Here is a 22,554-nt window from a genome sequence, read left to right on the forward strand (position 1 = left end):
TTCAGCCTGGCCCTGACCAGCCCCATGCCGCGGACACGCGTTGGATGTCCACGATAGTGATCTCACCGTCGTGATCTCCGTCAAACACCCGACTGTAGTTCCACTGGCCCTGGCCAGCCAGCCAGTGATCCGCGATCATGGTAATGTCCAGGGTTGTCACCATCGAATCGCAGTTCAGATCGGCCCAGTAGCAATCGGTGCGCACCGCGGCCATGTGGGCGAATGACCCCAGGGAGGCCTTGGTCATGTTGGTCAAGAAGGTCTGGTCGTAGTACAAGGTGCGATCGTTCGCCGTGTGGTAGTAGGCATTGAAGTCGGCCGCGATGATCCCGTCTGACCAATAGTTCTCGATCACTAAAAATGCAGGAATGCCCACGTTCCAAAATGACGCGTGATCGCTGGCGCCTGTGCCGTTGCTGTAGATCGCCGGCGTCAGGTTGATGCCGTACGCGCTGACGACATCCGCGTAGACCTGCGCCAACGCCATGCTGCCCGCCACACCGCTATTGGCATGTAGGTCCATGTTCGGCCCGCCCGTATTATCCCACGCGATCATGTCCATGTTCAGCACGCCGCGCACATCCTCGTTCTGCACCATCTGGGCATAGGCCGCGCTGCCGTACAATCCTTGCTCCTCGCCGGTGAACAGGATGAAGCGCAGGGTGGCGTCGAAGTGATAGGGCGTGAGAATCTCCGCGGCTTGCAGCACCGCAATGGAGCCGCTGCCGTTATCGTCCGCGCCGGGCGCCAAACCGCTGGACGGCATGTCATCCAGGTGGGCGCAGATGATGTAAATGCCTGCGCCCGGACTCAGGCCTGGCTTTTCCGCAATCACATTGGGTGGGCGCGACGCGTTCCAGGTGTGAGTGCTGACGGTCAGGCCCAACCGCTGCAGGCGTTCGATCATGTAGTTGACCGCCTGCGTGACCGGCGTGCCGCTGGTCGTGTAGCGCGTGGTAATGACATACGGTTGGCCGTTGATCAGGGCCGGCGTCTGCCCGCTCAACTCGTTGGCGTAGGTCAGCAGGCGCGCTAGATTGACCTGGTCCATGATCTCCTGCACCAGGGGCAGCGGCGTGACGGTGATCGGCGCCGGTACAGTAGCACGCGGCAACAGGCGGATCGGTGAGTCCAGCAGCCAGGCGTGGTGGCTGGCGTGGACCTCCGCGCCGGTCGGCAGTCGCCACAGAGCGCGACTTTCATCCGCGTAGAGCAAACGGCCGCCAGCAGACAGGTCGTCATGCGCGGCTGGCCCCGCCATGTCCACCATCATGTAGCGCGCCGTGTCGGCGTCGGCGTCCAGGATTTCGGTGGCAAAACCGTGAGCGGATAGCCAGGCCAGGCCAGATTCAGCGGCGCGGGCCAGGATGTACGGCTGCGGCAGGGATTCACGCGCCAGCGCCGTCAAGGGCGCGTGCGCCAACTGCACCGCGTCAGTGTCCGGCGCCAGCAGCCAGATGCGTACCAGCACCTGCGGGGGGGAAGCAGAAGCTGCCAGTCCCGCGCGTGCGCCAACGGTCAACAGTAGAACAACAACCAACCAGCGAACGATGGATAGCTTCGAAGACATGAAATGACCTCGCAAATTTCTTAGTCAGCACAAGAGTAGAATCCTCGCATGGGGACCATGCCCACAGTCAGTATACCCGATTCTCGGCCGCTTGTCATCTTGCCCCAAGCCCAATCCAAAGACCCTCCGCGTTGACAGGCCAACGCTTGGCGGCGGCAACGACACCCAGCAGGGTGCGCGCCTTGCAGACGCGCACCCTGCGAGTGTGTGAGTCAAACGGAAGACACGCTACATCCTGACGCGCCGTGGAATGGAATCATAGGCGAATTCTAAACGAACCTGGATTGTGCGCCCCTGTCCAGGAATCCATACCCGATTTGCCACACGGCATTACACCAGAGGAGAATTCCATGAACCATATTCCGAACCGTCGTTTCCGTCGTTTCCTTCGTTTCCTTGCCATGCCCCTGTTGATCGCGGCGCTGCTCACCAGCGTGCTGAGCATCCGTTTCGACGCGCCCGCGCGGGCGGCAGTTGACCCGCAAACGGAAGCGCCGCCAGCCAGTCAGCCAAACCAACCCTCGGTGGCCGTAGACACCGCCTTTAGCTATCAGGGTCAGCTCCGCAGCTTGGGAACGCCTGTCACCGCGGCCTGCGACTTTCAGTTCGGTCTGTGGGACACCCTGGCAGGCGGCACGCAAGTTGGCTCCACGCTCACCCTGCTGGCCGTACAGGTCACCGGCGGACTTTTTACGGTCGAGCTTGATTTTGGCGATCAGTTCAGCGGCGAGAAGCGCTGGCTGGAAACAGCCGTCTTCTGCCCTGGTGATGCCGGTTACACCGTACTGGCGCCCCGCACCTCGTTGACTGGCTTCCCCTATGCGCTCAGCCTGCGTCCCGGCGCAATCGTGCAGGGCGATGGCAATGTCCTCAACGGGGTCAGCCAGACCGGTTACGGGGTGACGGGCAGCACGCAGACCGGTTACGCCGGCGTGTACGGCGCCAGTAACAGCTACGGCGTGTACGGCCTGGTGAACAACGCCGATCCTGGCGCGGGCGTTTTTGGGCGCAATGACGGCGGCGGCTACGGTGTGTTCGGGCAGAACAGCGGCGCCGGTTCGGGCGCGTTTGGCCTGAGCAGCAGCGGCACGGGCGTCGCGGGCACAAGCAGCAGCGGGGTCGGCATGGCTGGCACGAGTAACAGCAGTTACGGGGTGACGGGCAGCACGCAGACCGGTTACGCCGGCGTGTACGGCGCCAGTAACAGCTACGGCGTGTACGGCCTGGTGAACAACGCCGATCCTGGCGCGGGCGTTTTTGGGCGCAATGACGGCGGCGGCTACGGTGTGTTCGGCCAGAACAGCGGCGCCGGTTCGGGCGCGTTTGGCCTGAGCAGCAGCGGCACGGGCGTCGCGGGCACAAGCAGCAGCGGGGTCGGCATGGCTGGCACGAGTAACAGCAGTTACGGGGTGACCGGCAGCACGCAGACCGGTTACGCGGGCGTGTACGGCGCCAGCAGCGCGGGCTACGGCGTTTATGGCTTGATCAGCGGCGCGGCGCCGCGCGCCGGCCTGTTTGGGCGCACCCTGTCCGGCGATGGCTACGGCGTTTTTGGGCAAGGCGACAGCGGCGCAGGCGTCTTTGGTCTTTCCGCCACGGGCGTGGGCGTCTACGGCATCAGCACCGGCGGCGGCTATGCCGGCCGTTTCGACGGCCGCGTGCGCGTCAACGTGCTGGAGATTGCCGGCGGCAGCGACCTGGCCGAACGTTTTCAGCAGAGCGGCACGGCTGCGGCTGCACCGGGCACGGTGATGGTCATTGACGAAGGGAACGCGGGCCATCTCAAGGTCAGCGATGCCGCGTACGACACAAAGGTGGCCGGCATCGTCAGCGGCGCGGGTGATGTGCAGGCCGGGTTGACCCTGGAGCAGGAAGGCGTCCTGGAAGGCGACCTGACGGTGGCAATTGCGGGCCGCGTCTACGCACAGTGCGAGGCCCATTCCGGCTCGATCCAGCCCGGAGACCTCCTGACCACCTCCTCGGTGGCGGGTCACTGCATGAAGGCGACCGAGCGCACGCTGGCGGCGGGCGCGATCATTGGCAAGGCCATGACCGGTCTGAAGTCCGGCCAGGGCCTTGTGCTGGTCCTGGTGAGCTTACAGTAACGGGAGGACGCAAACACCATGGACATCAAATTCCGATTGCTGGCCTTGCAGAAACTGGCCGGCTGCGCGCTGATCGTTTTGGTCAGCGTGGGCTTGATTGGGATCGCGGCGCTGCACCCCGCGCACGCGCAAGACGCCGCGCCGCCCGTACTGGATGACGCGTGCAGCAAACAGGCGCCCAACCCGCTGCCGTTTCATGTGCAACCCCTCTCCATCGCCTCTGGCTACCATCGCGGCGCGGCGGTCGGTGCGGCGGCCCCGACACACAAGATCCCAGGAGCGCCCTGGCGCAGCGCCCCCGGGCAGCAGCCTGCCTTTCAGACTGAGGTGAAGATCGCGGACGCCATCTGGCTGCAGCTCCGTTTTGGCCGGTCAGCGCTCGGCCGCCACAGCTACATCCTCTTGACCGCGCAGGCGGACGGAGGCCAGCAGCCGCTCGCTGCGTCCAGCCTGGCCGAATGGCAGAATCAATCGGCCTTGTTCAACGGCGAAAGCGTCACCGTGGCTCTGTACGTGGCGCCGGGCGATGAAGGCGTTTTCTTCGAGCTGACCGAAGCTGTGGTGGGCGAGCCAACGTCCGCTGCCGCCAACAGCGCCGCGCCGGGCGGCCCTACGCCCGAATCGGTCTGCGGAGCCGATGATCGCGTATCGTCTACCGATCCGGCTGTGGGTCGCCTCGCGCCGATAGGCTGCACCGGTTGGATCGCGTCGAACGGTTCCTTTCTGACGGCAGGACACTGCAATCGTCCCACCATGACGATTCTGGAGTTCAACGTGCCGCAGTCCCTGGCGAATGGCACGACCGTGCAGGCGGCGCCGCAGGATCAATATCCCGTCGTGGCCGGTTCGATCGTGTCAATGGAAGGCACGGGAGATAACGATTGGGCCGTGTTCAATGTCGGCCGCAACGCCAACACCAATCTCCTGCCGGTGCAGGCCCAGAACGCCTTCTATCGCCTGTCAACGGACCTGACGCCGGCTACGATTCGGATCACCGGTTATGGCGTGGATGGCCCTGCCCCTTGCTTCGGCGATCGGCGGCAGCCTGGCTGCACGATTCCAACACCGACGCCCGTGCCGCTCAACTCCAATAATCAGACTCAACAAACGAATGCCGGCCCCAGCCAGGGATTGACGGGAACGCACTGGGAATACGAGGTAGACACGCAGGGCGGCAACTCCGGCAGCCCGATCATTCAGGATGGCACGAACTGGACCGTCGGTATTCATACTCATGGTTCTGGGGCCATGTGCCCCTCGGCCTACAACGGCGGCACCGCTTTCAACAATGCAGGATTGGCCGCGGCCATCACCACCTTCCCCGGCCCCAACGCGATCTACGTGGATCAAAATCATCCCGTCAATATCCTCCTGCAGGCGGGCACGCCGTTCCGACCCTACAAGTCGGCAGCAACAGGCTATGCGCAAACGGCTGACAACGGCATTCTGAGCATCGTCGCCGGCTCCTACAACGAAACGCTCACCCTCAACCGCCCGATGAGCGTGGTGGCCCCGGTTGGCACAGTCATCATCGGGGCGCCATGACCTGGCGCGGAGATCAAGCAGCGATGCGAATCGAAAAAGGAGGCATCATGATGAGCAAGCGCGGGCAACGCGTCATGGTCCTGGCGTTGATGGTGATGCTGCTGAGCGCGGGGCCAGTCCTGGCGCAAACAGGCGGGACGTATGACCTGACCTGGGGCAATATCGGACCCGGCGGCGCCAGCAGCGGCGGAGATTACACGATGGAGGCATCGGCCGGTCAGCCGGACACCGGCGCGGCCAGCGGCGGTGCGTACACGCTGATGGGTGGATTTTGGCCGCCGGCCGCGGCCTGCTCGCTGCCAGGAGACATCAACCAGGATGGCAGCGTAACCGTGCTCGACATTCAGGCCGTGGCCGTGGAATGGGGCACGCCGACCCCTGCTTTTCCCTACGATCAAGACAACGACGGCGACGTGGACATCCAGGATGTCATGCTGGTCGCAGCACACCTGGGTGAAAGCTGTTAGCGGCGCACCGTCTGCATCGCCCTGGATGAGCTGGGCCAACGCATACGAGGAGGCAATCATGTCAGAATGTCGGGGGGCCGTGCAAGGACATGGATAAACGCACCATGTTGTGATTTGACGGTTCGCTGTGTCTCAGGTATACTGTGCCTTGTTCTTGAAAAAGTAGACCCGGTTTGTTAAACGCTGTCCGGACTCGTGTTCCGAACAGCGTTTTTTTGTTGGGCTACACTGACCCGACGTGTCCCTGCGGTCGCTCACATCGGTACGATATTGACCGCTACTTTAGGAGTATTATGAGTTTCTCACAGTTTGGACTCGACTCACGTCTGCAACAAGGCGTGGCTTTGTTGGAGTTCCATCAACCAACCCCGATTCAGGTCGCCGCCATCCCCGTGGCCTTGACCGGACAAGATATTTTAGGCTCGGCCGAAACCGGCACCGGTAAGACGGCCGCCTATTTGTTGCCGCTGCTGCAAAGGCTGCTGACCACGGCTACCCACAGCCGACACCCACGTGGCCTGATCCTGGTGCCGACGCGCGAGCTGGCCCTGCAGGTTGCCGAGCAGGCAACGCAATTGAGCACCCGCACCAACCTGCGCATGGCAACCATTTACGGAGGCGTTTCGCTCATAAGCCAGGAAAAAACCCTGCTGTATGGCGCCGACGTCATCATCGCGACGCCTGGGCGTTTGCTCGATCATGTCGGGCGACGCAACATCGTCTTTAGCGCCCTGGAAGTGCTCGTCCTGGACGAAGCCGACCGCATGTTGGACGTGGGATTCCTACCCGACCTGCGACGCATCGTGCGCCTGCTGCCGCGCACGCGGCAAACTATGCTGTTTTCGGCCACGTTACAACCGATTTTACGACTCGCGGCGGAGATGACGCAGCAGCCGGTCCGCATCGAAGTAGAAAAGGTGGTCACGCCCGCAGCGATCCAGCAGACCTTGCTGACGATGCCCGAGCATCTCAAGTCGCGGGCTGTGCAGCAACTGCTGCGTCAGGACGACATGCAAAGCGTGCTGATTTTTGCTCGCACCAAACACCGGGCTGATCGCCTGGTCAGTGACCTGGGACGCGCCGGAATCTCAGCGGCGGTCATCCACAGTAACCGCTCGCAAAGCCAGCGCATTGCTGCCCTGGAAGCCTTCCGTGAGCAGCGGACGCGTGTGTTGGTCGCAACCGACATTGCTGCGCGTGGCATTGACGTCGAGGGCATTTCGCATGTCGTGAACTACGATATGCCGATGCAGGCTGGCGATTACGTCCACCGCATTGGCCGCACAGGTCGCGCCCATGCCAGCGGAACGGCCTACACCTTCGTGACTGCCGCAGATGAGGGCATGGTCCACAAGATCGAGGCCGTATTGAAGCAGAAGATTCAGCGGCGCCGGCTGGAAGGCATTGACTATGACACGCCGGCGCTGAGGATGCCTGATGCCGAAGCAATTCGTCGCTACGTCGAGGCAAATCGTCACGGTGGAGCGAGCCGGTACGCCACGGCTCATTGAAGCAAGGGTGTCCCCGTGATTGAGGATCGGGTGTATCCGTGCCCGCGCAGTGAGCTGTTGTCACAACGATTCATTCGTGCGTAGGATGGCGCGATAGGACGGCTTGGCTTCGAACCAGGCCGTCCAGGTCTCGGCCGGCACAGTCAGCGGATGCCACTGATAGTTCCACGGTTGGGTGGGGCGCCGGCCGAGCCAGTGCAGGCGCCGGGAGTGCAGCACGCCCGCCCACATGACTTGGCTTTCGTCGTTCAGGATGGTCAGATGTTGGCCGTCGCCCAGTTGTACAATCCCTGCGTGCAGCCAACCTTCTGTGCGGCTGCCGCAGAAGCGCTCATCCTGAAAGATATGCCACGGCATCTCCTCCATGCCCTGCTCCCAATACTCGCTAATCCAACCAGTCTGTGGCGGCGCCAAGCTCAGCGTGGTCATCGCACATCACCTCCAGGGTGCAGATTCGTTGCGGTCCCGAGCATGGCCCGAACCGCCTGACCGATGGCTATTTTGCCACAAATGGCACAGATTCGCACAAATTCCCTTGTTCCCTTTCGTGTCAATTCGTGTCATCCCTGGCGGGGGTTCCGGCCTGCCACGAATTTTCACGAGTCGAATCATGCTGTGTCCGGCTGCAGGAATTCCAAATGTGGTCGCTGAAGACATCTGGACTGGAATGGAGGCTTTAGCCGGTTATTGGGCACCTGAGAACCCTGTGGCAGACCGGCTGAAGCCTCGATTCCGGGTACATTTGGAGGCTTTAGCCGGTTATCGGGCACTTGAGAACCCTGTGGCAGACCGGCTGAAGCCTCGATTCCGGGTACATTTGGATTTGCTGTACTCGCGTACTGGCGCTTGCCAAATGCCAGAAACTGCGGTAAAGTCCGTCCAGTAAGCGAGGAGTGACCATCATGAGTATCGCCAAAATTGCAGATCTACCTACCGTGCAGCCGTCCTATCCGCTGCCTGCCGGCGTCATGGTTCCCCGCAAAGCACCCAAAGCCGAAATCTACTATCCCGAATCGGATGGAAAACCTATGGGCGAGACCGACTGGCACATGACCGTGATCATGTATCTGCGCGAGGCGCTGCGCTATGTCTTTCGCGCCGACGAGCGGGTCTACATTGCTGCGGACATGCTCTTCTACTACGTGGAAGGCAGGCCGCGCGTCTTCAAGGTGCCCGATGTGTTCGTGGTGAAAGGCGTTGCCCGACATTCACGACGCATCTACAAGCTGTGGGAAGAGCAGGCTGCGCCATGCGTCATCTTCGAGATCTCGTCACGCGACACCCGCGAAGAAGATGTGGGATCGAAGCAGGTGTTGTACGAGCAATTGGGGGTCAAGGAGTATTTTCTTTTCGATCCGCTGGGGGAGTACCTGGACCCACGCTTGCAGGGGCTTCGCCTGAGCGGGCGTTTTTACACGCCGATTCCATCAGCTGCGGACGGCGCCCTGATCAGCGACGAGCTGGGGCTGATCCTGCGCCCAGAAGAAGAGATGCTGCGCCTCGTGGACCCATCCACGGGCCGCGCGATTCCGACCACCGCCGAAGCGATGGCCCAAGCCCAGGCCGAGGCGCTGCGAGCACAGGCTGAGGCGCGGCGGGCACAGGCTGAGGCGCGGCGGGCGCAAACTGAAGCCCAGCGGGCGCAAACTGAAGCCCAGCGGGCGCAAACTGAAGCCCAGCGAGCGCAAACTGAAGCCCAGCGGGCGCAGATCGAAGCCCAGCGGGCTGATCGGGCGGAAGCTCCGTCCCGTAGGGACACCTGACCTTAGCGACGGATTGCGCTCGGGGCGGCCTCATTCAATCGTCCCTACGGGACGACGGGTGTGGGGGGGCATCGCTCGCTCAAGTCAAGGTGCCCCTACGGGGCGCCGCATTTCCAAATGTAGCTTTCCAACGCCCACAATCCCTCTTGCTGCCCACCTATCTCGGGGATTTTGGGCCAAAACCGCCCGAACGAGGAGCGCAGGCCCATTTACGGGCAGCCATTCCGTTCACATTTTGGAATTCCTGGACTAAAAGACAGACCGATGAAAGACACAGCGCGAACCTCCAAAGAGAAGGAGCAGGACGACATCGTCCTGCTCCTTTGTCAGGGGGGGCAGCGGGCGCGGTGAGCGCCGCGTGCTTCCTGGGGCGCTGAAAATGAGTGGGTTTACACCTTGTAGTTCGTCAGCGCCTTCATGTAATTGGCTCGCTCGAACGCGCCCGGCTCCGCGACCGAACGCTGGCTCAGGCTGCCCTTCATCTGTTCGATGGATTCATACTCGTGCTCTTCCATCCACCAGGTAACGCTCTTCAGCAGCCAGTCAATCTTGGCAATGCTCGACTTCAGCAGCAGTGAGCAGACGTTAGTCACATCTGCACCGGCCATGATCGCCTGCAACACATTTTCCGGCGTGTGAATGCCGCTGGTGATCGCCATGGAAGCCTTGATGCGACCATACAGGATCGCGGCCCAGCGAATGGGCACCCGCGATTCGTCCGGTGTGCTGAGCACGATGTGCGGCACCACTTCCAGGGCTTCGACATCGAGTTCAGGCTGGTAGAAGCGGTTGAACATCACCAGGGCGTTGGCGCCGGCCTCGTCCAGGCGGCGGGCAAAGTTGGGGAAGGCGCTGAAGAACGGACTGAGCTTCATGGCCACCGGTATCCTGACTGTGGCCTTGACCGCCTTGAGCACATCAACATAATCCTGCTCCACGGCCTGCGCACTCATCTCAGGGTTGGTCGCCAGGAAGTAGAGATTCAACTCCAGTCCGTCCGCGCCCGCCTGTTCCATCAGGCGGGCGTAGTCAATCCAACCGCCCAGGCTGACGCCATTCAGGCTGGCGATGATCGGAATGTTGACGGCCTGTTTGGCCCGGAAGAGATGTTCCAGGTATTCGTTGGGCCCGAGGTTGAACTCGTGCGCGGTGGGGAAGTAGCTGAGCGCCTCGGCGTAGGAGTTACTGCCGTAGGAGATGAAATGATCGAGCGCAAGCGACTCATGTACGATCTGTTCTTCGAACAGAGAGTACATGACCACGGCGCCGGCGCCCATGTCTTCCATGTGGCGGATACTGTCAATGCTCCTCGACAGCGGTGACGCCGAAGGCACGATGGGATTGCGCAGTTTCAGCCCCATGTAAGTAGTTGAGAGGTCCATAAGTGCGTCCTTTCTGTAATCGTGTGTCTGGCCGGATGCAGCGCCCGCCCGGGGCAGCCGCCACATCCGGCCACAAGTTCCTTGCGTCAGGCGTTTCCGGTGCTGTCACCTTCATACTTGATCGAGGCCATCTGCTCGTACAAGCGCCAGCGATCCGTCACATCGCGCTGGGCCTGCTGCATGAGCTGGCGCGCCTCAACCGGTTTGGAGGCGGTGAGCATATTATAGCGCGTTTCCTTGTAGGCGTAATCCTGGAAGGAGATCGAGGGCGCCTTCGAGTCCAGGCGCAGGGGATTGTGTCCTGCGGCCGCGTCGGCCGGGTTGTAACGGAAGAGCGGCCAATGACCACTGGCAACCGCCGCCTTCTGCTGATCACTGCCCACCCGCATATCGTAGCCGTGCGCGATGCAGTGGCTGTAGGCGATGATCAGGCTGGGGCCGTCATACGCTTCGGCCTCCAGGAAAGCCTTGATCGTCTGCGCATCATTGGCGCCCATGGCCACACGCGCCACGTAGATGTAGCCGTAGGTCATGGCGATCATGCCCAGGTCCTTCTTCGGCGTCCCCTTGCCAGCCGCAGCGAACTTCGCCACCGCCGCGCGTGGCGTGGACTTGGAGCTTTGCCCGCCGGTGTTCGAGTAGACTTCGGTGTCGAGCACCAACACGTTGACATTTTGACCAGAGGCCAGAACATGATCGAGACCGCCGTAGCCGATGTCGTAGGCCCAACCATCGCCGCCCACAATCCACAGGGAGCGTTTGACCAGGTTCTCAGACAGACTCAACAACAGGACAGCCTGCGGCAGGTCTGAGCCGGCCAGGATGGACTTGAGCTGTACCACCCGCGCCCGCTGCGCCCGGATGCCGTTCTCCTGGCTCTGATCGGCCGTCAACAGCTCATCCGCCAACGTAGGGCCGATCAGGTCGCGCAGTTGCTCCACCAACTCGCGTGCAAACTGCGCCTGTTTGTCCAGCGACAGCCGCATGCCCAGGCCAAACTCGGCGTTGTCCTCGAACAGGCTGTTCGACCATGCCGGACCGCGCCCGTCTGCATTTTGCGACCAGGGCGTCGTCGGCAGGTTGCCGCCATAGATGGACGAGCAGCCGGTGGCATTGGCCACCACCAGGTGATCGCCGAACAACTGGGTGAGCAGCTTGATGTAGGGCGTCTCACCGCAGCCGGCGCAGGCGCCCGAATACTCGAAGAGCGGCTGCAACAACTGCGATCCCTTGACCGAGTCTACTTTGACCAGGTCGCGGTCAATCTCCGGCAGATCGAGGAAGAATTCGTAGTTGACACGCTCCGCATCACGCAGCGGCAACTGCGCCTCCATGTTGATGGCCTTGAAGCGCGGCTCCTTCTTGTTCTTGGCCGGGCAGATGTAGACACAGGCGCCGCAGCCGGTGCAGTCATCCGGCGCCACCTGGATCGTGCAGAGCATGTCCGGGAACTCCTTGCCGATCGCCTTGTGGGTCTTGAAGGTGTCCGGTGCGCCGGCGGCCTGTTCCTGCGGGTAGAACTTCATGCGAATGGCCGCGTGCGGGCAAACCAGGGCGCACTTGCCGCACTGAATACAGACATCCTCATCCCACGCCGGGATTTCTTGCGCAATACTGCGCTTTTCCCACTGCGAGGTGCCCGTGGGATAGGTGCCATCCGCAGGCATCAAGGAGACCGGCACGCTGTCCCCCTTGCCCGCCATCAGCATGGCTGTCAAGCCCTGGACAAATGCCGGCGCTGCGGCTGATACCGCTGGCGGCCGGGCCACGGTGCTGGTCACCTGCGCAGGCACCGTCACCTGGTACAAATGCTCCAGCGTGTAGTCCACCGCGGCGAAGTTCTGCTGCACAACGGCCTCGCCCTTCTTCTGGTAGCTGTTGCGAATGGCGTTCTTGATGGCTGCAATCGCCTCGTCGTGCGGCAGCACGCCGGAGATGTCGAAGAAGCAGGTTTGCATGATGGTGTTGATGCGCACACCCATGCCGGTCTCACGGGCCACCTGGTAGGCATCAATGACGTAGAACTTCAGGTGCTTGTCAATGATGGTCCGCTGCACTTCACGCGGCAGATTGTCCCACACATCCTCCGGGCCGAACGGGCTGTTGAGCAGGAAGGTCGCGCCGGGAGCGGCCTTTTCCAGCACATCGTAGCGCTCCAGGAAGTTGAACTGATGGCAGGCCACGAAATTGGCGCTGGAAACCAGGAACGGCATGTGAATCGGATCCGGGCCAAAGCGCAGGTGCGAGACCGTCACCGTGCCCGATTTCTTGGAATCATAGACGAAATAGCCCTGCGCATAATTGTTGGTCTCGGTGCCGATGATCTTGATACTGTTGTGGTTGGCGCCCACGGTGCCGTCAGCGCCCAGGCCATAGAAGAGGCAGCGCACCACACTGGCCGGCTCAAGATCAAAGGTTGGGTCAACGACCAGGCTGGTGTGGGTCACATCGTCCGTAATGCCCACGGTGAAATGATTCTTGGGCGCCGCCTTGTCCATCTCATCATAAACGGCCTTGACCTGGGCCGGCGTAAATTCCTTGCTGCCCAAGCCATATCGTCCGCCGATCACCTTGACGAAGCGGCCCGTTTCGAACAGGGCTGTGATCACATCCTGGTACAACGGTTCGCCCGCGCTGCCCGGCTCCTTGGTGCGATCGAGCACCGCAATCGTCTTGACCGTCGGCGGCAGTGCAGCCACCAGATCAAGCGCGCTGAAGGGCCGGAACAGGCGCACCTTGACCACGCCCACCCTGGCTCCACGTGCGTTCAGGTAGTTGGCCGTGGTCTCGGCCGTCTCGCCGCCTGACCCCATCACCACGATGACCTTCTCCGCATCGGGCGCGCCCGCATAGTCGAACAGATGGTACTGGCGGCCGGTCAGCTTGGCAAAACGATCCATCTGTTTCTGCACGATGGCCGGCGTAGCCTGGATGAACGGGTTGACCGTCTCGCGACCCTGGAAGTAGACATCGGGGTTCTGCGCGGTGCCGCGCATGAAGGGATGGTCAGGGTTGAGACCACGCGCCCGGTGCGCCGCGACCAGGGAATCATCAATCATCGCCCGAATGTCGTCGGTGTCGAGCTTTTCGATCTTGGTGACTTCATGGCTGGTGCGGAAGCCATCGAAGAAATGAATGAACGGCACCCTGGCTTCCAGCGTGGCGGCATGGGCAATCAGCGCCATGTCCATCACCTCTTGCGCGGCGCCGCTGCACAACAGCGCCCAGCCGGTAGCACGCGTCGCCATCACATCGCTGTGATCGCCAAAATGGAAAGGCCCTGCGCGGCCAACGAGCGCGCGGCCACATGGAACACCGTCGAGGTCAACTCGCCGGCGATCTTGTACATGTTGGGGATCATCAGCAGCAGACCCTGAGAAGCCGTGAAGGTGGTGGTCAGCGAGCCTGTCTGCAAAGCCCCATGCACGGCGCCGGCCGCCCCGCCTTCGCTCTGCATCTCGACGACCAGAGGCACGGTGCCCCAGATATTCTTTTCCTCCTGGGCTGACCAGGTGTCGGCCCATTCTCCCATCACGCTGGACGGGGTGATGGGATAGATGGCAATGACCTCGCTGGTCTTGTGCGCAATGAAGGCTGCAGCTTCATTGCCATCAATCGTCGTTATCTCGCGCATGATTTGTCTCCTCAGAAAATCAGTTTGTGTGTAAGCGCCCTTGCTTGCCGTGGGGTGTGTCTATTTCGATACTCTTTAACTTGAACTGGCTCGATTGAGCCAGGCGTGGGGTTTCGTTTGCCTACCTTCGTGTCTGTCCGGTGACCGCGCGTCCTTGCGCAACCACAGAATGCCCCTTTGTTATAGTATTCAGCCAGACGTGCCGCAATGACGCTAGTCATGTCTAAGGCAAATCGGGAGGGCTAGAATGAAATGCACCAGGCAAGGGAAGAAGAAGAAAGGCAGAAGAGCCAATGACGATTTTACGCCTGCCGCTGCCCGGCGGCCAGACAACCATCATCAATCAACGGCCAGAATCAACCACCATCATGCTGGACGCGCAAACGATGTTTACGTTCGACGCGGCCGGCCGTTTGCATGGGGCCTTCGTGCAAGGAAGCACCTTTCGCCGCAGCCTGGCCAATGCGATCCTGGAAAAACGCCCGGGCCCGCCCGCGGGACTATCGTCGCGCCAGCGTCGCTTTCTGACCCCTGCTGAGGTGCAGGCGCTGGAGCAGCGCGCGTATGACACCGCCGCGGAAGTGCTGGCGCATATCCAGGATCAGGGCGATGCTTCTGCAGGCCAGGCGCCGGCTGCAATCCTGGCCGCCCTGGCACGCGTCGCCTCCTGCAATTATGACAAGTTAGAAGATGAACGCGAGGTCTACGAACGTCTCTACAAGCCGGTGACGATCCTGCCGCCCGACCAATACCTGGCGCTCTATCTGCAAGCCACCGAGGGGCTGCGCCTACGATGCATGCAGCTTCTGCGGCTTCTACCGTGATCGGCGCTTCCACGTCAAGACGCTGGCGGAGTTCCGGGCGCACATGGACGCCGTACGCGCCTTCTTCGGCGAGGCCCTGACCCTGCGACGCTCCATTTTCTTGGGCGATGCCAATGCGCTGATGATTCCGCAGGCCGCTTTGTTGCCCCTGCTGGATGCGGTTAACACGGAATTCGTGATCGCGCCGCCGGGCTTGACAGGATCGGCCGCGCCTGGAAAGAGGCCCATCCGCAGCATTTGCAGGGCATCTATTCCTTTGTAGATGCCTTTTCGACCCGGCGTAAGACCGTGGAGGACTGGCGCGCCCTGGCCGCGCGCGGCCTGCGGCGCGCCTATATCGGGCTGGAGACAGGCGATCCTACGCTGCTGCGCTTCCTGGGCAAGCCCAACACGCCTGCCGAAGCGCAAACCCTGATTGCCCACTTGAAAGAGGCCGGCGTGGCGGTAGGCATCATCGTGTTGGTCGGCGCCGGCGGCCAGACCTACCAAGAGGCGCACATCACCGCGACCACCCGGCTGATCAACGCGTTGCCGCTCGACGCGCACGATCTCATCTACTTTTCAGAGTTGATGGACTATCCGACTGCAACCTACGAGGCGCAAGCGACCACGGCCGGCCTGCGCCTGTTGGCGGCCAGCGAGATTGAGGAACAAAGTCGGCGTCTGCGCGCGGGCTTGCGCTTCTGGCGCCAGCCCGGCGCGCCCAAAGTGTCCCTGTACGACATCCGCGAGTTCATCTACTAACCTGAAAATAGGCCTGTAACGCAACCCGCCGGATTGCAGCGCCCCACGCCACGGAGGCAAGCCGGCGGCTTGCGCCATTTCATCCACGGTTGTGCGCCCCGCGCATGGGCGACTGACTTGAAAACAGCCCTGTAACGCAATCCGCCGGATTGCAGCGCCCCGCGCCACGGAGGCAAGCCAGCGGCTTGCGCTACATTTTCATCCACGGTTGTGCGCCCCGCGCATGGGCGACTGACTTGAAAACAGCCCTGTAACGCAATCCGCCGGATTGCAGCGCCCGCCACGGAGGCGGTTCGCGGCTTTTCATCCACGGTTGTGCCCCGCCGGGCGCTGACGAAAACAGCCCTGTAACGCAATCCGCCGGATTGCAGCGCCCCCCGCCACGGAGGCAAGCCAGCGGCTTGCGCTACATTTTCATCCACGGTTGTGCGCCCCGCGCATGGGCGACTGACTTGAAAACAGCCCTGTAACGCAATCCGCCGGATTGCAGCGCCCCGCGCCACGGAGGCAAGCCAGCGGCTTGCGCGCCATTTTCATCCACGGTTGTGCGCCCCGCGCATGGGCGACTGACTTGAAAACAGCCCTGTAACGCAATCCGCCGGATTGCAGCGCCCCGCGCCACGGAGGCAAGCCAGCGGCTTGCGCTACATTTCATCCACGGTTGTGCCCCCGGGGCATGGGCGACTGACTTGAAAACAGCCCTGTAACGCAATCCGCCGGATTGCAGCGCCCGCCGCCACGGGGCAAGCCAGGGCTTGCGCTACATTTTCATCCCGGTTGTGCGCCGCGGGGACGGAGACTCGAAAACAGCCCTGTAACGCAATCCGCCGGATTGCGGCGCCCCACGGGGGGAAGCCAGCGGCTTGCGCTACATTTCATCCACGGTTGTGCGCCCGCATGGGCGACTGACTTGAAAACAGCCTGTAACGCAATCCGCCGGATTGCAGCGCCCGCGCCACGGAGGCAAGCCAGCGGCTTGCGCCTATTTCATCCACGGTTGGCGCCCGCTGGGCCACTGACTTGAAAATAGCCCTGTAACGCAATCCGCCGGATTGCAGCGCCCCGCGCCACGGAGGCAAGCCAGCGGCTTGCGCTACATTTTCATCCACGGTTGTGCCCCCGGGGCATGGGCAACTGATGGATTACTGTCCCAGGAAGGGAAGATACGCCGAGTGACACGCCTCACTGCCGGTGGAAACCACGTTGGAATAGGTCATATCATGACCCTGCCGATCCACGGGCAAGACCCGAAAGAAGCAAAAGTCGTCAAGCAACTCAGTGATATCGGTGCTCGTCTCGAAACTGGTCTTGATCTGCGTGCCCACCAGAGAAATGACGACCCGCGGCGTCACGCCGCCGTAGATGCGGTAGGAGGCCACTTCCGTGGCGCCGTTCCAACTGGCGTACAGGGTAGTTCGACCGACCGCTGTGACGGCGGCCAGGGTGGGCGGCCAGGTGGGATACCCTTTCCAGGGGAAACGGTAAGACCGGTAGCTCTGATGCCCCACGGCCATGGTGAGTTCAAAAGCCTTGATGCCACTTGGTGTCACTTCGGTCAACGTCGGCAGCCCGCTGCCCCAGCCGATCACAGTATTGCCGTTGGGCCGGCGCTGAGCATTACCCATGCTGTCGCCGTAGGTGTCCGGCGTGTTGCGATATTCCCAGACCAACGTGGCCGTCAGGTGTTCTTCATCCAACACATACTCCAGGGCGCGGGAGTATTCGGGATTCAGGTGGTTGCCATTGTCGTACAGGGTGTAGTGCCCATTGGGCTGCACGCGGATGTCGTGTTGATGGGAAAAGCCGCGGCTGTCGTTGATGAAGGTGAACTGATTGCGCTTGCCGCCCCAGCGCCACATCACGGCTCCGGTCTGGCGGTTGATCTTGGTGATTTCGTCCACATGGCGGCCGGAAATCAAGATGTTGCCGTCCAGGTCGCTGGTCACGGTGTTGCCGTGAACGTAATCAATCACCGGGGTCGTCAGGCTGACGTTGGTGTCGGTGATGGCGAAGTGGTCCCAACTGCGCCATTCGAACAGGATGTTGCGGCCCAGGTCCAGCTCCTGCACGACCAGGCCATACACCGTGGCGGTAGGAAAGCCGCCGGGCACAATCTGACTCATGTCAATTTGCTGCGGATCGTAAACAAGGTAGCGCTGGTTGCCGTTTGGCATCAGCTCGAAGTCATGCTGGTCGGTCCAGCGGAGCTTGGCATAATAGTAGCCAACGGTGGCATAGGCGTGATCCAGGATGTGGAAGCGCCCCACGCTGCGGTCGTAGAAGGTCAACTGGCCGTTGGGCCACTTCCTGAAGTCGGTGCCGGCCTGGTTGGGCGGTAGTTTCCGGTAATAGACAGGCTCGCCCTGGTTGTCTACCATCATCACATAGGGAGCGGCCGTTGGCAAACCGGGGCCGGTGAAATCGGTGATAAAGACAAAACCATCAGCCGCGGCCTCGGAGGCCGGCACGGTCACCGTGATGGCCGGAAAGTCGGCCGGCACGGTCACATAGCGGGGCGTCGCGTCCGGGTTCTGTTCGATGGCCGACCGCGGCGCGGGCGCGGCGATCAGGTCAGGGTCTGCGGCGATGACGGTTTCATCTGGCGGCCTGTGTGCGGCCAGCGGCGGCATGGCGGAGATGGTGAATTGGAACGAAACACCCTGGATGGCGCGGCCGGCCTGCGTCTGCAAGCCAGGATGCACCGTCACCGCCACCGTTTCACCGGGCGTAAAGGGCTGCGCCGGCTCGAAAATGACGGTCTGGCGATCGTCGGCCAGAATCGTGCGCCCAGGGTGCGCGCCGCTCTGCGCGCCAGTCACCTGGAACAGCCCGGCGCGCAACAGGCTGGCGCGCTCGATCTCCTCGCCCTGCCGAATGGCGATGGCCGCGTTGGCCGAGACAAACTGAGCTGCGGGCTGAGGCGAGATGTAAACCAGGGTCAATGGCTCCTGACCAGGAGAGGCCAGGGCTGAGAACAGCGTCAGGCCGGCGGTCAAGCCGAGGGCCAGCGCCAGCAACAGTTTCAGATTCGGGTTCATAATGTTCCTCTTGTTGAAAGAATCGGTGACTGCTCACCCTGCAAGTTGATTTGGACAGGATGAACAGGATGTACAGGATTCTTGCTCTGGGGTGTGCAAAACTACCGCCACGAGAGTTCGAATATCCTGTCAGTCCGTAACTGCTCACCCTGCAAGTTGATTTGGACAGGATGAACAGGATGTACAGGATTCTTGCTCTGTGGTGTGCAAAACTACCGCCACGAGAGTTCGAATATCCTGTCAATCCTGTGAATCCTGTCTGAATTTCCTATCTGAATTCCAGGCAGACCCAGCAGTTACAAAAATCGAGCGCGGGTGTTACCACTCCTGCCACAGGAGGCGCACCTGGGCGCCGGCGTGGACGCGGGCGGCAGATCGGCGGTCGTCGCCGTCGCGGCAGGCGGGGTCACAGACGCAGGAGCGGGCGAGCCGGCGGCCGGCGTCTGCGTCACGCAGCCGGCGAGCAGCCCTATCAGCACGAGGGCGATACCGCAGGCGTTACGCACCTTCGCCAACAGCTTGTTGGAATACACAGAAGCGCACCATCCCTTGGTTTGGTTCATGTACCAGTCAACGTTTTCTCGATACGGCGGTCGGGCACGAGCCACATGATAGCCACCAGGACGAATAGCCCGAAAGCCAACCAGGAGCTGGCAAGCGCCAGCGGAATGGCCGCGGCATAGGCGACCACCGACACCTTACCCTTGACGTCTCGACCGAGCGCGGTTGCCAGCACGGAATCCGTGCCATGCGCGGCGATGAGGGCGCGGGCCAGGATGTAATAGGCGATGGAAGCAACAGAAGGACCACACCATACAAAGCCACGGGCAGGGGGCAAACTGGTTTTCGCCCATCCGCGGTGACGAAGGGAATCAGCGACAGCCAGAACAGCAGGTGCAAGTTCGCCCACAGAACCGCCCCCGTCCACATGCCTGATCGCCTGCAACAGGTGGTGATGGTTGTTCCAGTAGATACCGACAAAAACAAAACTGAGGACATAGCTCAGAACCACGGGAATGAGTGGAATCAGCGCATTCGGCGTCGCGTCGTGCGGCACCTTCAATTCCAACACCATGATCGTGATGATAATGGCAAGCACCCCATCGCTGAAGGCTTCCATCCGGCCCTTCGTCATCTTGATTCTCCTTGTCAATCGTATCGTGAAGTACGCTGGTAACAATTCAGCCTGCGGCCGGGCCGGTTAAGCCGGCGCCGGCCACCGGCAGCCTCCGGCAGCCGACCTCGTCACGGTTGCCGCGGTTTCAACTGCCCGCGCCGCGGCTGCCTAGCAGCCGACCCGCCAGCGATTCGCCACAAACTGAATATCCGCCACATTCACAACACTGTCGTGGTTGAAGTCGTAGGCCGGCACATTCAGGCCAAAGGCGCTGGTGACCAGCTGCACGTCAATGACATCCACCGTGCCGCTGGCGTTGACGTCAATCACGCAGCGCACCTGGGCCTGGTACGGCGTCGCGTCGCCAGCCGTTCCGCTGAACTTGATCCAGCCGAGGTTCTCGCTCCAGGCGTAACCCCTGAAGTTGCCCACACCATCCACCACGGCGCCGTAGTTGGCATTCAGCGCCACGTCGTCCAGGAAGAAGTTCGTGATCGCGGGGCCGAAGACCTCCGAATGGAACTGCAGCACATGCGCGGCGTCGTCGGCATACGCGCTGACGTCCACCGTGACCTGGCGGTAGCCAGGCGTAGTGCAGGCCGGGTCGGCAGCCGTCGTCACCCACCGCTGGGCGCCGTCCACCTTGACCTCGAGGTAGTCGGCCGCGCTGCCGGAACAGGAAGAGTTCTTTACCCAGAAGCTCAAGGTCGCCGGCCCACCGGATGGGATGGTCACGCTCTGCGACACGCTGCCGGCTTCATAGACACTAATCCCGCCGAACCACGCGAACCAGAGGCCGGTGTGCGAAGCGCTGCTGCAGCCAGGGCCGCACAGGGGCGTGCCGAAGTTGGTTGACGCCTCAGACCAGAAGGGGTTGGGCGTGCCCAACTCGAAGCTGCCGTCCCGCACCACGTCGGCGGAGGGCGCCTCTAGCAGATCGCGCAGCTCCTGGGCGCTGCGCTGGACCGGGCTGGGCGGACCCAGGCGGGTGGGGGGGCCGGTGACTTGGGGCGTTGCCTCGGCGTTGTTCGCTGGCGCCACGGACGCGTCGTCTGTGCTGCCGATCTCCAACGGCTGCCAGGCCGGGTCGAACTTGATCCAGCCGGAGGTGCTGCTCCAGGCGTAGCCGGAGAGCGCGCCGGTGGTCGGGTTGCGGTTCACGCCGTAGTTGGTGGCCGAGGTGTTGGCGTAGGTCCATGCCCCGCCGCTCGTGTGCGTGCCCAGGCGGATCCAGCCGGCGTTCTCGGCCCAGGCGTAGCCCTCCAGATGGTCGGGATAGACCGCGACGCCGTCGGTGAACGCGCCGTTCGGGGCGGTCGGCGCAAAGTTGATCCAGCCGGCGTTGGTGCTCCAGGCCCATTTCTTGGGCGGGACGCCCAACACCACGTTGTCGCTGAAGTCGAGCTGGTAGGCGCCCGTGGCGCCGGGGTCGTAGGTCGTGATGACCGCCCAATAGGTTTTGCCTGGCGTGAGCGTCACGTTATCGGCCAGGGTAATGGCGCTCAGCAAGCCCGCGCCATCGTCGTCGTCGGTGATCACGCCGTTGACGCTGGGGGTCGCGGCATTGAACGGATGGCACGATACGATCAGGAAGGTGTCGCCGATGGTCGTGCCCGCGGCGTTGACCTCGATCTGGATGGGACTGTTGTTGGTGACGTGGAAGGCGTGGGCTTCGTAACGGAAGCCGCCAGCGGACGGAGTCCATGCCGAAGCACAGTTGACGGTGACAACCGGGCTGTTCTGGGGACGGGTGAAGGTGGGGTCGCTGCCGTCCAGGGTTCCATTCACCGTCGGTCCCACCAGGGGGCCAACGACCTGAGAGGGCATCCCGGCTGCAGGACCTTTCCCACCTGGGTCTTGGGCTGTGACGTTACCGACGGCCGTGGCCAGCAGCACCAGCAGCACGAGTAAAGCGGAGACTAATGGACGTGGTCGCTTTTCGTAGTTCATTGCAAAACCTCATTCATTGTCCGCCACGCACCGGCCACACGTAGACGATTCCCCCCTTTTCGGCGCCGACCGGGGCGCCGTCGGACAGGGCCACGACCACGACGCCCGACGTGTGGTAGTCAACAGTGGTGCTCGTCCAGTAGAGATTCACCTGGACGCCGGTGAAGGGGTGGCCTGCGGGCAAGGCAGGATTACTCTGCGTCAGATCAATCAAGCTATGCATCTCGTTTGCATTCGGCAGCCGCCAGCCGCCGGCGATGGAACCGTCGCTGAGACCGCAAGAACCGCTGGCCAGCGCGTTGGCGTCGGTCAGGGCCGTCGCCCAAAGTCTGGTCCCAAAGCAATTGGCGTTCTTCAGCCAAATCAACGCCGTCAGGTTGTCCGTTACCGTCCCATCGCCATTGTCCGTAAACCGCACCCCGGTCCACGCCGGCGTGTTGTAGGCAGTTCCAAAAATCGCCACAACCGCAGGCTCGATCCCTGCCTGGTACTGCCCGTCCTGGCCGGTGCCCGCACACGGGATCAAGGCGCCGGCGGCGTCCCAGCACTGAGTCTGTCCCGTCTTGGCTACGCGCTTCGCCAGCGCCCGCGGCTGCGCCTGCGCCATGATTTGATCCAGCGTGTGCATCGTCCCCGTCCCCGGCCCGCTCGCCGGCTCCGTGAACCCGTTCTGCTTCGCAAAGTAGTTGCCCGTCGTCAGCCGCTGGTAGATCTGCTCCAACGTGTACGAACTCATCGTTCCCGGCGGGGCCGGCGGATCCACCGGTCCGTTCCCGGCCGCATTCAGCAGGCCCACGCCTGCCACGGCCAGCACGACCATCACAATCAAAACCGTCATCAATCTGCTGCGCATAAGCGTTCCTCCTAACCTTGAACACGAACCTTGGGAGCATACCAGCCATCT

15 protein-coding genes and 2 pseudogenes are annotated in these 22,554 nt (G+C 62.3%); 8 read left to right on the plus strand and 9 right to left on the minus strand.

Annotated elements, in window-relative coordinates; all coding sequences use genetic code 11:
- Position 1: 1 nt before the first annotated feature.
- Positions 2 to 1,570 (minus strand): M28 family peptidase, encoded by a 1,569-nt coding sequence (locus IPF85_RS01490; protein WP_343406286.1) that lies wholly within the window; start codon positions 1,568 to 1,570, stop codon positions 2 to 4.
- 350 nt (positions 1,571 to 1,920) lie between these two features.
- Between IPF85_RS01490 and IPF85_RS01495 the strand changes: the two genes are divergently transcribed.
- The 4 genes from IPF85_RS01495 (at position 1,921) to IPF85_RS01510 (ending at position 7,198) form a co-directional block, all read left to right on the plus strand.
- Positions 1,921 to 3,675, plus strand: coding sequence for a hypothetical protein (locus IPF85_RS01495; RefSeq protein ID WP_343406287.1), 1,755 nt, complete (start codon positions 1,921 to 1,923; stop codon positions 3,673 to 3,675).
- 18 nt (positions 3,676 to 3,693) lie between these two features.
- On the plus strand, positions 3,694 to 5,220 hold the full coding sequence (locus tag IPF85_RS01500; protein ID WP_343406288.1) for a trypsin-like serine protease: 1,527 nt from the start codon (positions 3,694 to 3,696) through the stop codon (positions 5,218 to 5,220).
- 47 nt (positions 5,221 to 5,267) lie between these two features.
- Complete coding sequence (locus IPF85_RS01505) at positions 5,268 to 5,687, plus strand: dockerin type I domain-containing protein (protein ID WP_343406289.1); 420 nt, start codon at positions 5,268 to 5,270, stop codon at positions 5,685 to 5,687.
- Positions 5,688 to 5,980: 293 nt separating this feature from the next.
- Positions 5,981 to 7,198 carry a DEAD/DEAH box helicase gene (locus IPF85_RS01510; RefSeq protein WP_343406290.1) on the plus strand — a complete coding sequence of 406 codons (1,218 nt, stop codon included), beginning with the start codon at positions 5,981 to 5,983 and terminating at the stop codon, positions 7,196 to 7,198.
- Positions 7,199 to 7,258: 60 nt separating this feature from the next.
- On the opposite strand, the gene IPF85_RS01515 is transcribed toward IPF85_RS01510, so the two are convergent.
- Positions 7,259 to 7,627: a hypothetical protein gene (locus IPF85_RS01515; RefSeq protein WP_343406291.1), complete on the minus strand. Its 369-nt coding sequence runs from the start codon at positions 7,625 to 7,627 to the stop codon at positions 7,259 to 7,261.
- Between the two features lie 473 nt (positions 7,628 to 8,100).
- Here IPF85_RS01515 and IPF85_RS01520 point away from each other — a divergent pair, with 473 nt between their 5' ends.
- Entirely contained in the window at positions 8,101 to 8,961 is an 861-nt protein-coding gene (locus tag IPF85_RS01520; RefSeq protein WP_343406292.1) for a Uma2 family endonuclease, read from the plus strand.
- A gap of 389 nt (positions 8,962 to 9,350) precedes the next feature.
- On the opposite strand, the gene IPF85_RS01525 is transcribed toward IPF85_RS01520, so the two are convergent.
- Positions 9,351 to 10,343, minus strand: coding sequence for a dihydroorotate dehydrogenase-like protein (locus IPF85_RS01525; RefSeq protein WP_343406293.1), 993 nt, complete (start codon positions 10,341 to 10,343; stop codon positions 9,351 to 9,353).
- An 86-nt stretch (positions 10,344 to 10,429) separates the two neighbouring features.
- Positions 10,430 to 13,977, minus strand: a pseudogene (nifJ, locus tag IPF85_RS01530) (pyruvate:ferredoxin (flavodoxin) oxidoreductase).
- 293 nt (positions 13,978 to 14,270) lie between these two features.
- On the opposite strand from nifJ, the gene IPF85_RS01535 reads away from it, so the two are divergent.
- The 3 genes from IPF85_RS01535 to IPF85_RS01545 are packed head-to-tail and all read left to right on the plus strand — an operon-like array spanning position 14,271 to position 15,545.
- Positions 14,271 to 14,801, plus strand: a complete 531-nt coding sequence (locus IPF85_RS01535; RefSeq protein ID WP_343406294.1) for a hypothetical protein — start codon at positions 14,271 to 14,273, stop codon at positions 14,799 to 14,801.
- Positions 14,802 to 14,844: 43 nt separating this feature from the next.
- Complete coding sequence (locus tag IPF85_RS01540) at positions 14,845 to 15,063, plus strand: hypothetical protein (RefSeq protein ID WP_343406295.1); 219 nt, start codon at positions 14,845 to 14,847, stop codon at positions 15,061 to 15,063.
- The gene (locus tag IPF85_RS01545) at positions 15,039 to 15,545 is read left to right on the plus strand and encodes a radical SAM protein (RefSeq protein ID WP_343406296.1); all 507 of its coding nucleotides are present in this window, start codon (positions 15,039 to 15,041) and stop codon (positions 15,543 to 15,545) included. The genes IPF85_RS01540 and IPF85_RS01545 overlap by 25 nt, the downstream gene beginning before the upstream one ends.
- A 1,142-nt stretch (positions 15,546 to 16,687) precedes the next feature.
- On the opposite strand, the gene IPF85_RS01550 is transcribed toward IPF85_RS01545, so the two are convergent.
- From IPF85_RS01550 to IPF85_RS01570, 5 genes and pseudogenes are all read right to left on the minus strand, one after another.
- A complete protein-coding gene (locus IPF85_RS01550; protein ID WP_343406297.1) occupies positions 16,688 to 18,583 on the minus strand; it encodes an aryl-sulfate sulfotransferase in 1,896 nt (631 codons plus the stop codon).
- A gap of 296 nt (positions 18,584 to 18,879) precedes the next feature.
- The gene (locus tag IPF85_RS01555) at positions 18,880 to 19,146 is read right to left on the minus strand and encodes a hypothetical protein (protein ID WP_343406298.1); all 267 of its coding nucleotides are present in this window, start codon (positions 19,144 to 19,146) and stop codon (positions 18,880 to 18,882) included.
- Positions 19,143 to 19,718 (minus strand): annotated as a pseudogene (locus tag IPF85_RS01560) (TMEM175 family protein). Before IPF85_RS01560 ends, IPF85_RS01555 begins: the two are co-directional and overlap by 4 nt.
- A gap of 150 nt (positions 19,719 to 19,868) precedes the next feature.
- Complete coding sequence (locus IPF85_RS01565; protein ID WP_343406299.1) at positions 19,869 to 21,650, minus strand: hypothetical protein; 1,782 nt, start codon at positions 21,648 to 21,650, stop codon at positions 19,869 to 19,871.
- Positions 21,651 to 21,663: 13 nt separating this feature from the next.
- Positions 21,664 to 22,503, minus strand: a complete 840-nt coding sequence (locus tag IPF85_RS01570) for a DUF1566 domain-containing protein (protein WP_343406300.1) — start codon at positions 22,501 to 22,503, stop codon at positions 21,664 to 21,666.
- Between the last annotated feature and the right edge of the window lie 51 nt (positions 22,504 to 22,554).

The organism is Candidatus Amarolinea dominans (assembly GCF_016704685.1).
GTDB lineage: Bacteria > Chloroflexota > Anaerolineae > SSC4 > Amarolineaceae > Amarolinea > Amarolinea dominans.

Bases quoted from the DNA above. Each gene is read 5' to 3' on its own strand.
- IPF85_RS01505 (WP_343406289.1), top strand. From the start codon at position 5,268: ATGATGAGCAAGCGCGGGCAACGCGTCATGGTCCTGGCGTTGATGGTG.
- IPF85_RS01565 (WP_343406299.1), bottom strand. From the start codon at position 21,650: ATGAACTACGAAAAGCGACCACGTCCATTAGTCTCCGCTTTACTCGTG.
- IPF85_RS01535 (WP_343406294.1), top strand. From the start codon at position 14,271: ATGACGATTTTACGCCTGCCGCTGCCCGGCGGCCAGACAACCATCATC.
- IPF85_RS01510 (WP_343406290.1), top strand. From the start codon at position 5,981: ATGAGTTTCTCACAGTTTGGACTCGACTCACGTCTGCAACAAGGCGTG.
- IPF85_RS01550 (WP_343406297.1), bottom strand. From the start codon at position 18,583: ATGAACCCGAATCTGAAACTGTTGCTGGCGCTGGCCCTCGGCTTGACC.
- IPF85_RS01555 (WP_343406298.1), bottom strand. From the start codon at position 19,146: ATGAACCAAACCAAGGGATGGTGCGCTTCTGTGTATTCCAACAAGCTG.
- IPF85_RS01495 (WP_343406287.1), top strand. From the start codon at position 1,921: ATGAACCATATTCCGAACCGTCGTTTCCGTCGTTTCCTTCGTTTCCTT.
- IPF85_RS01520 (WP_343406292.1), top strand. From the start codon at position 8,101: ATGAGTATCGCCAAAATTGCAGATCTACCTACCGTGCAGCCGTCCTAT.
- IPF85_RS01515 (WP_343406291.1), bottom strand. From the start codon at position 7,627: ATGACCACGCTGAGCTTGGCGCCGCCACAGACTGGTTGGATTAGCGAG.
- IPF85_RS01525 (WP_343406293.1), bottom strand. From the start codon at position 10,343: ATGGACCTCTCAACTACTTACATGGGGCTGAAACTGCGCAATCCCATC.
- IPF85_RS01570 (WP_343406300.1), bottom strand. From the start codon at position 22,503: ATGCGCAGCAGATTGATGACGGTTTTGATTGTGATGGTCGTGCTGGCC.
- IPF85_RS01540 (WP_343406295.1), top strand. From the start codon at position 14,845: ATGGACGCCGTACGCGCCTTCTTCGGCGAGGCCCTGACCCTGCGACGC.
- IPF85_RS01490 (WP_343406286.1), bottom strand. From the start codon at position 1,570: ATGTCTTCGAAGCTATCCATCGTTCGCTGGTTGGTTGTTGTTCTACTG.
- IPF85_RS01500 (WP_343406288.1), top strand. From the start codon at position 3,694: ATGGACATCAAATTCCGATTGCTGGCCTTGCAGAAACTGGCCGGCTGC.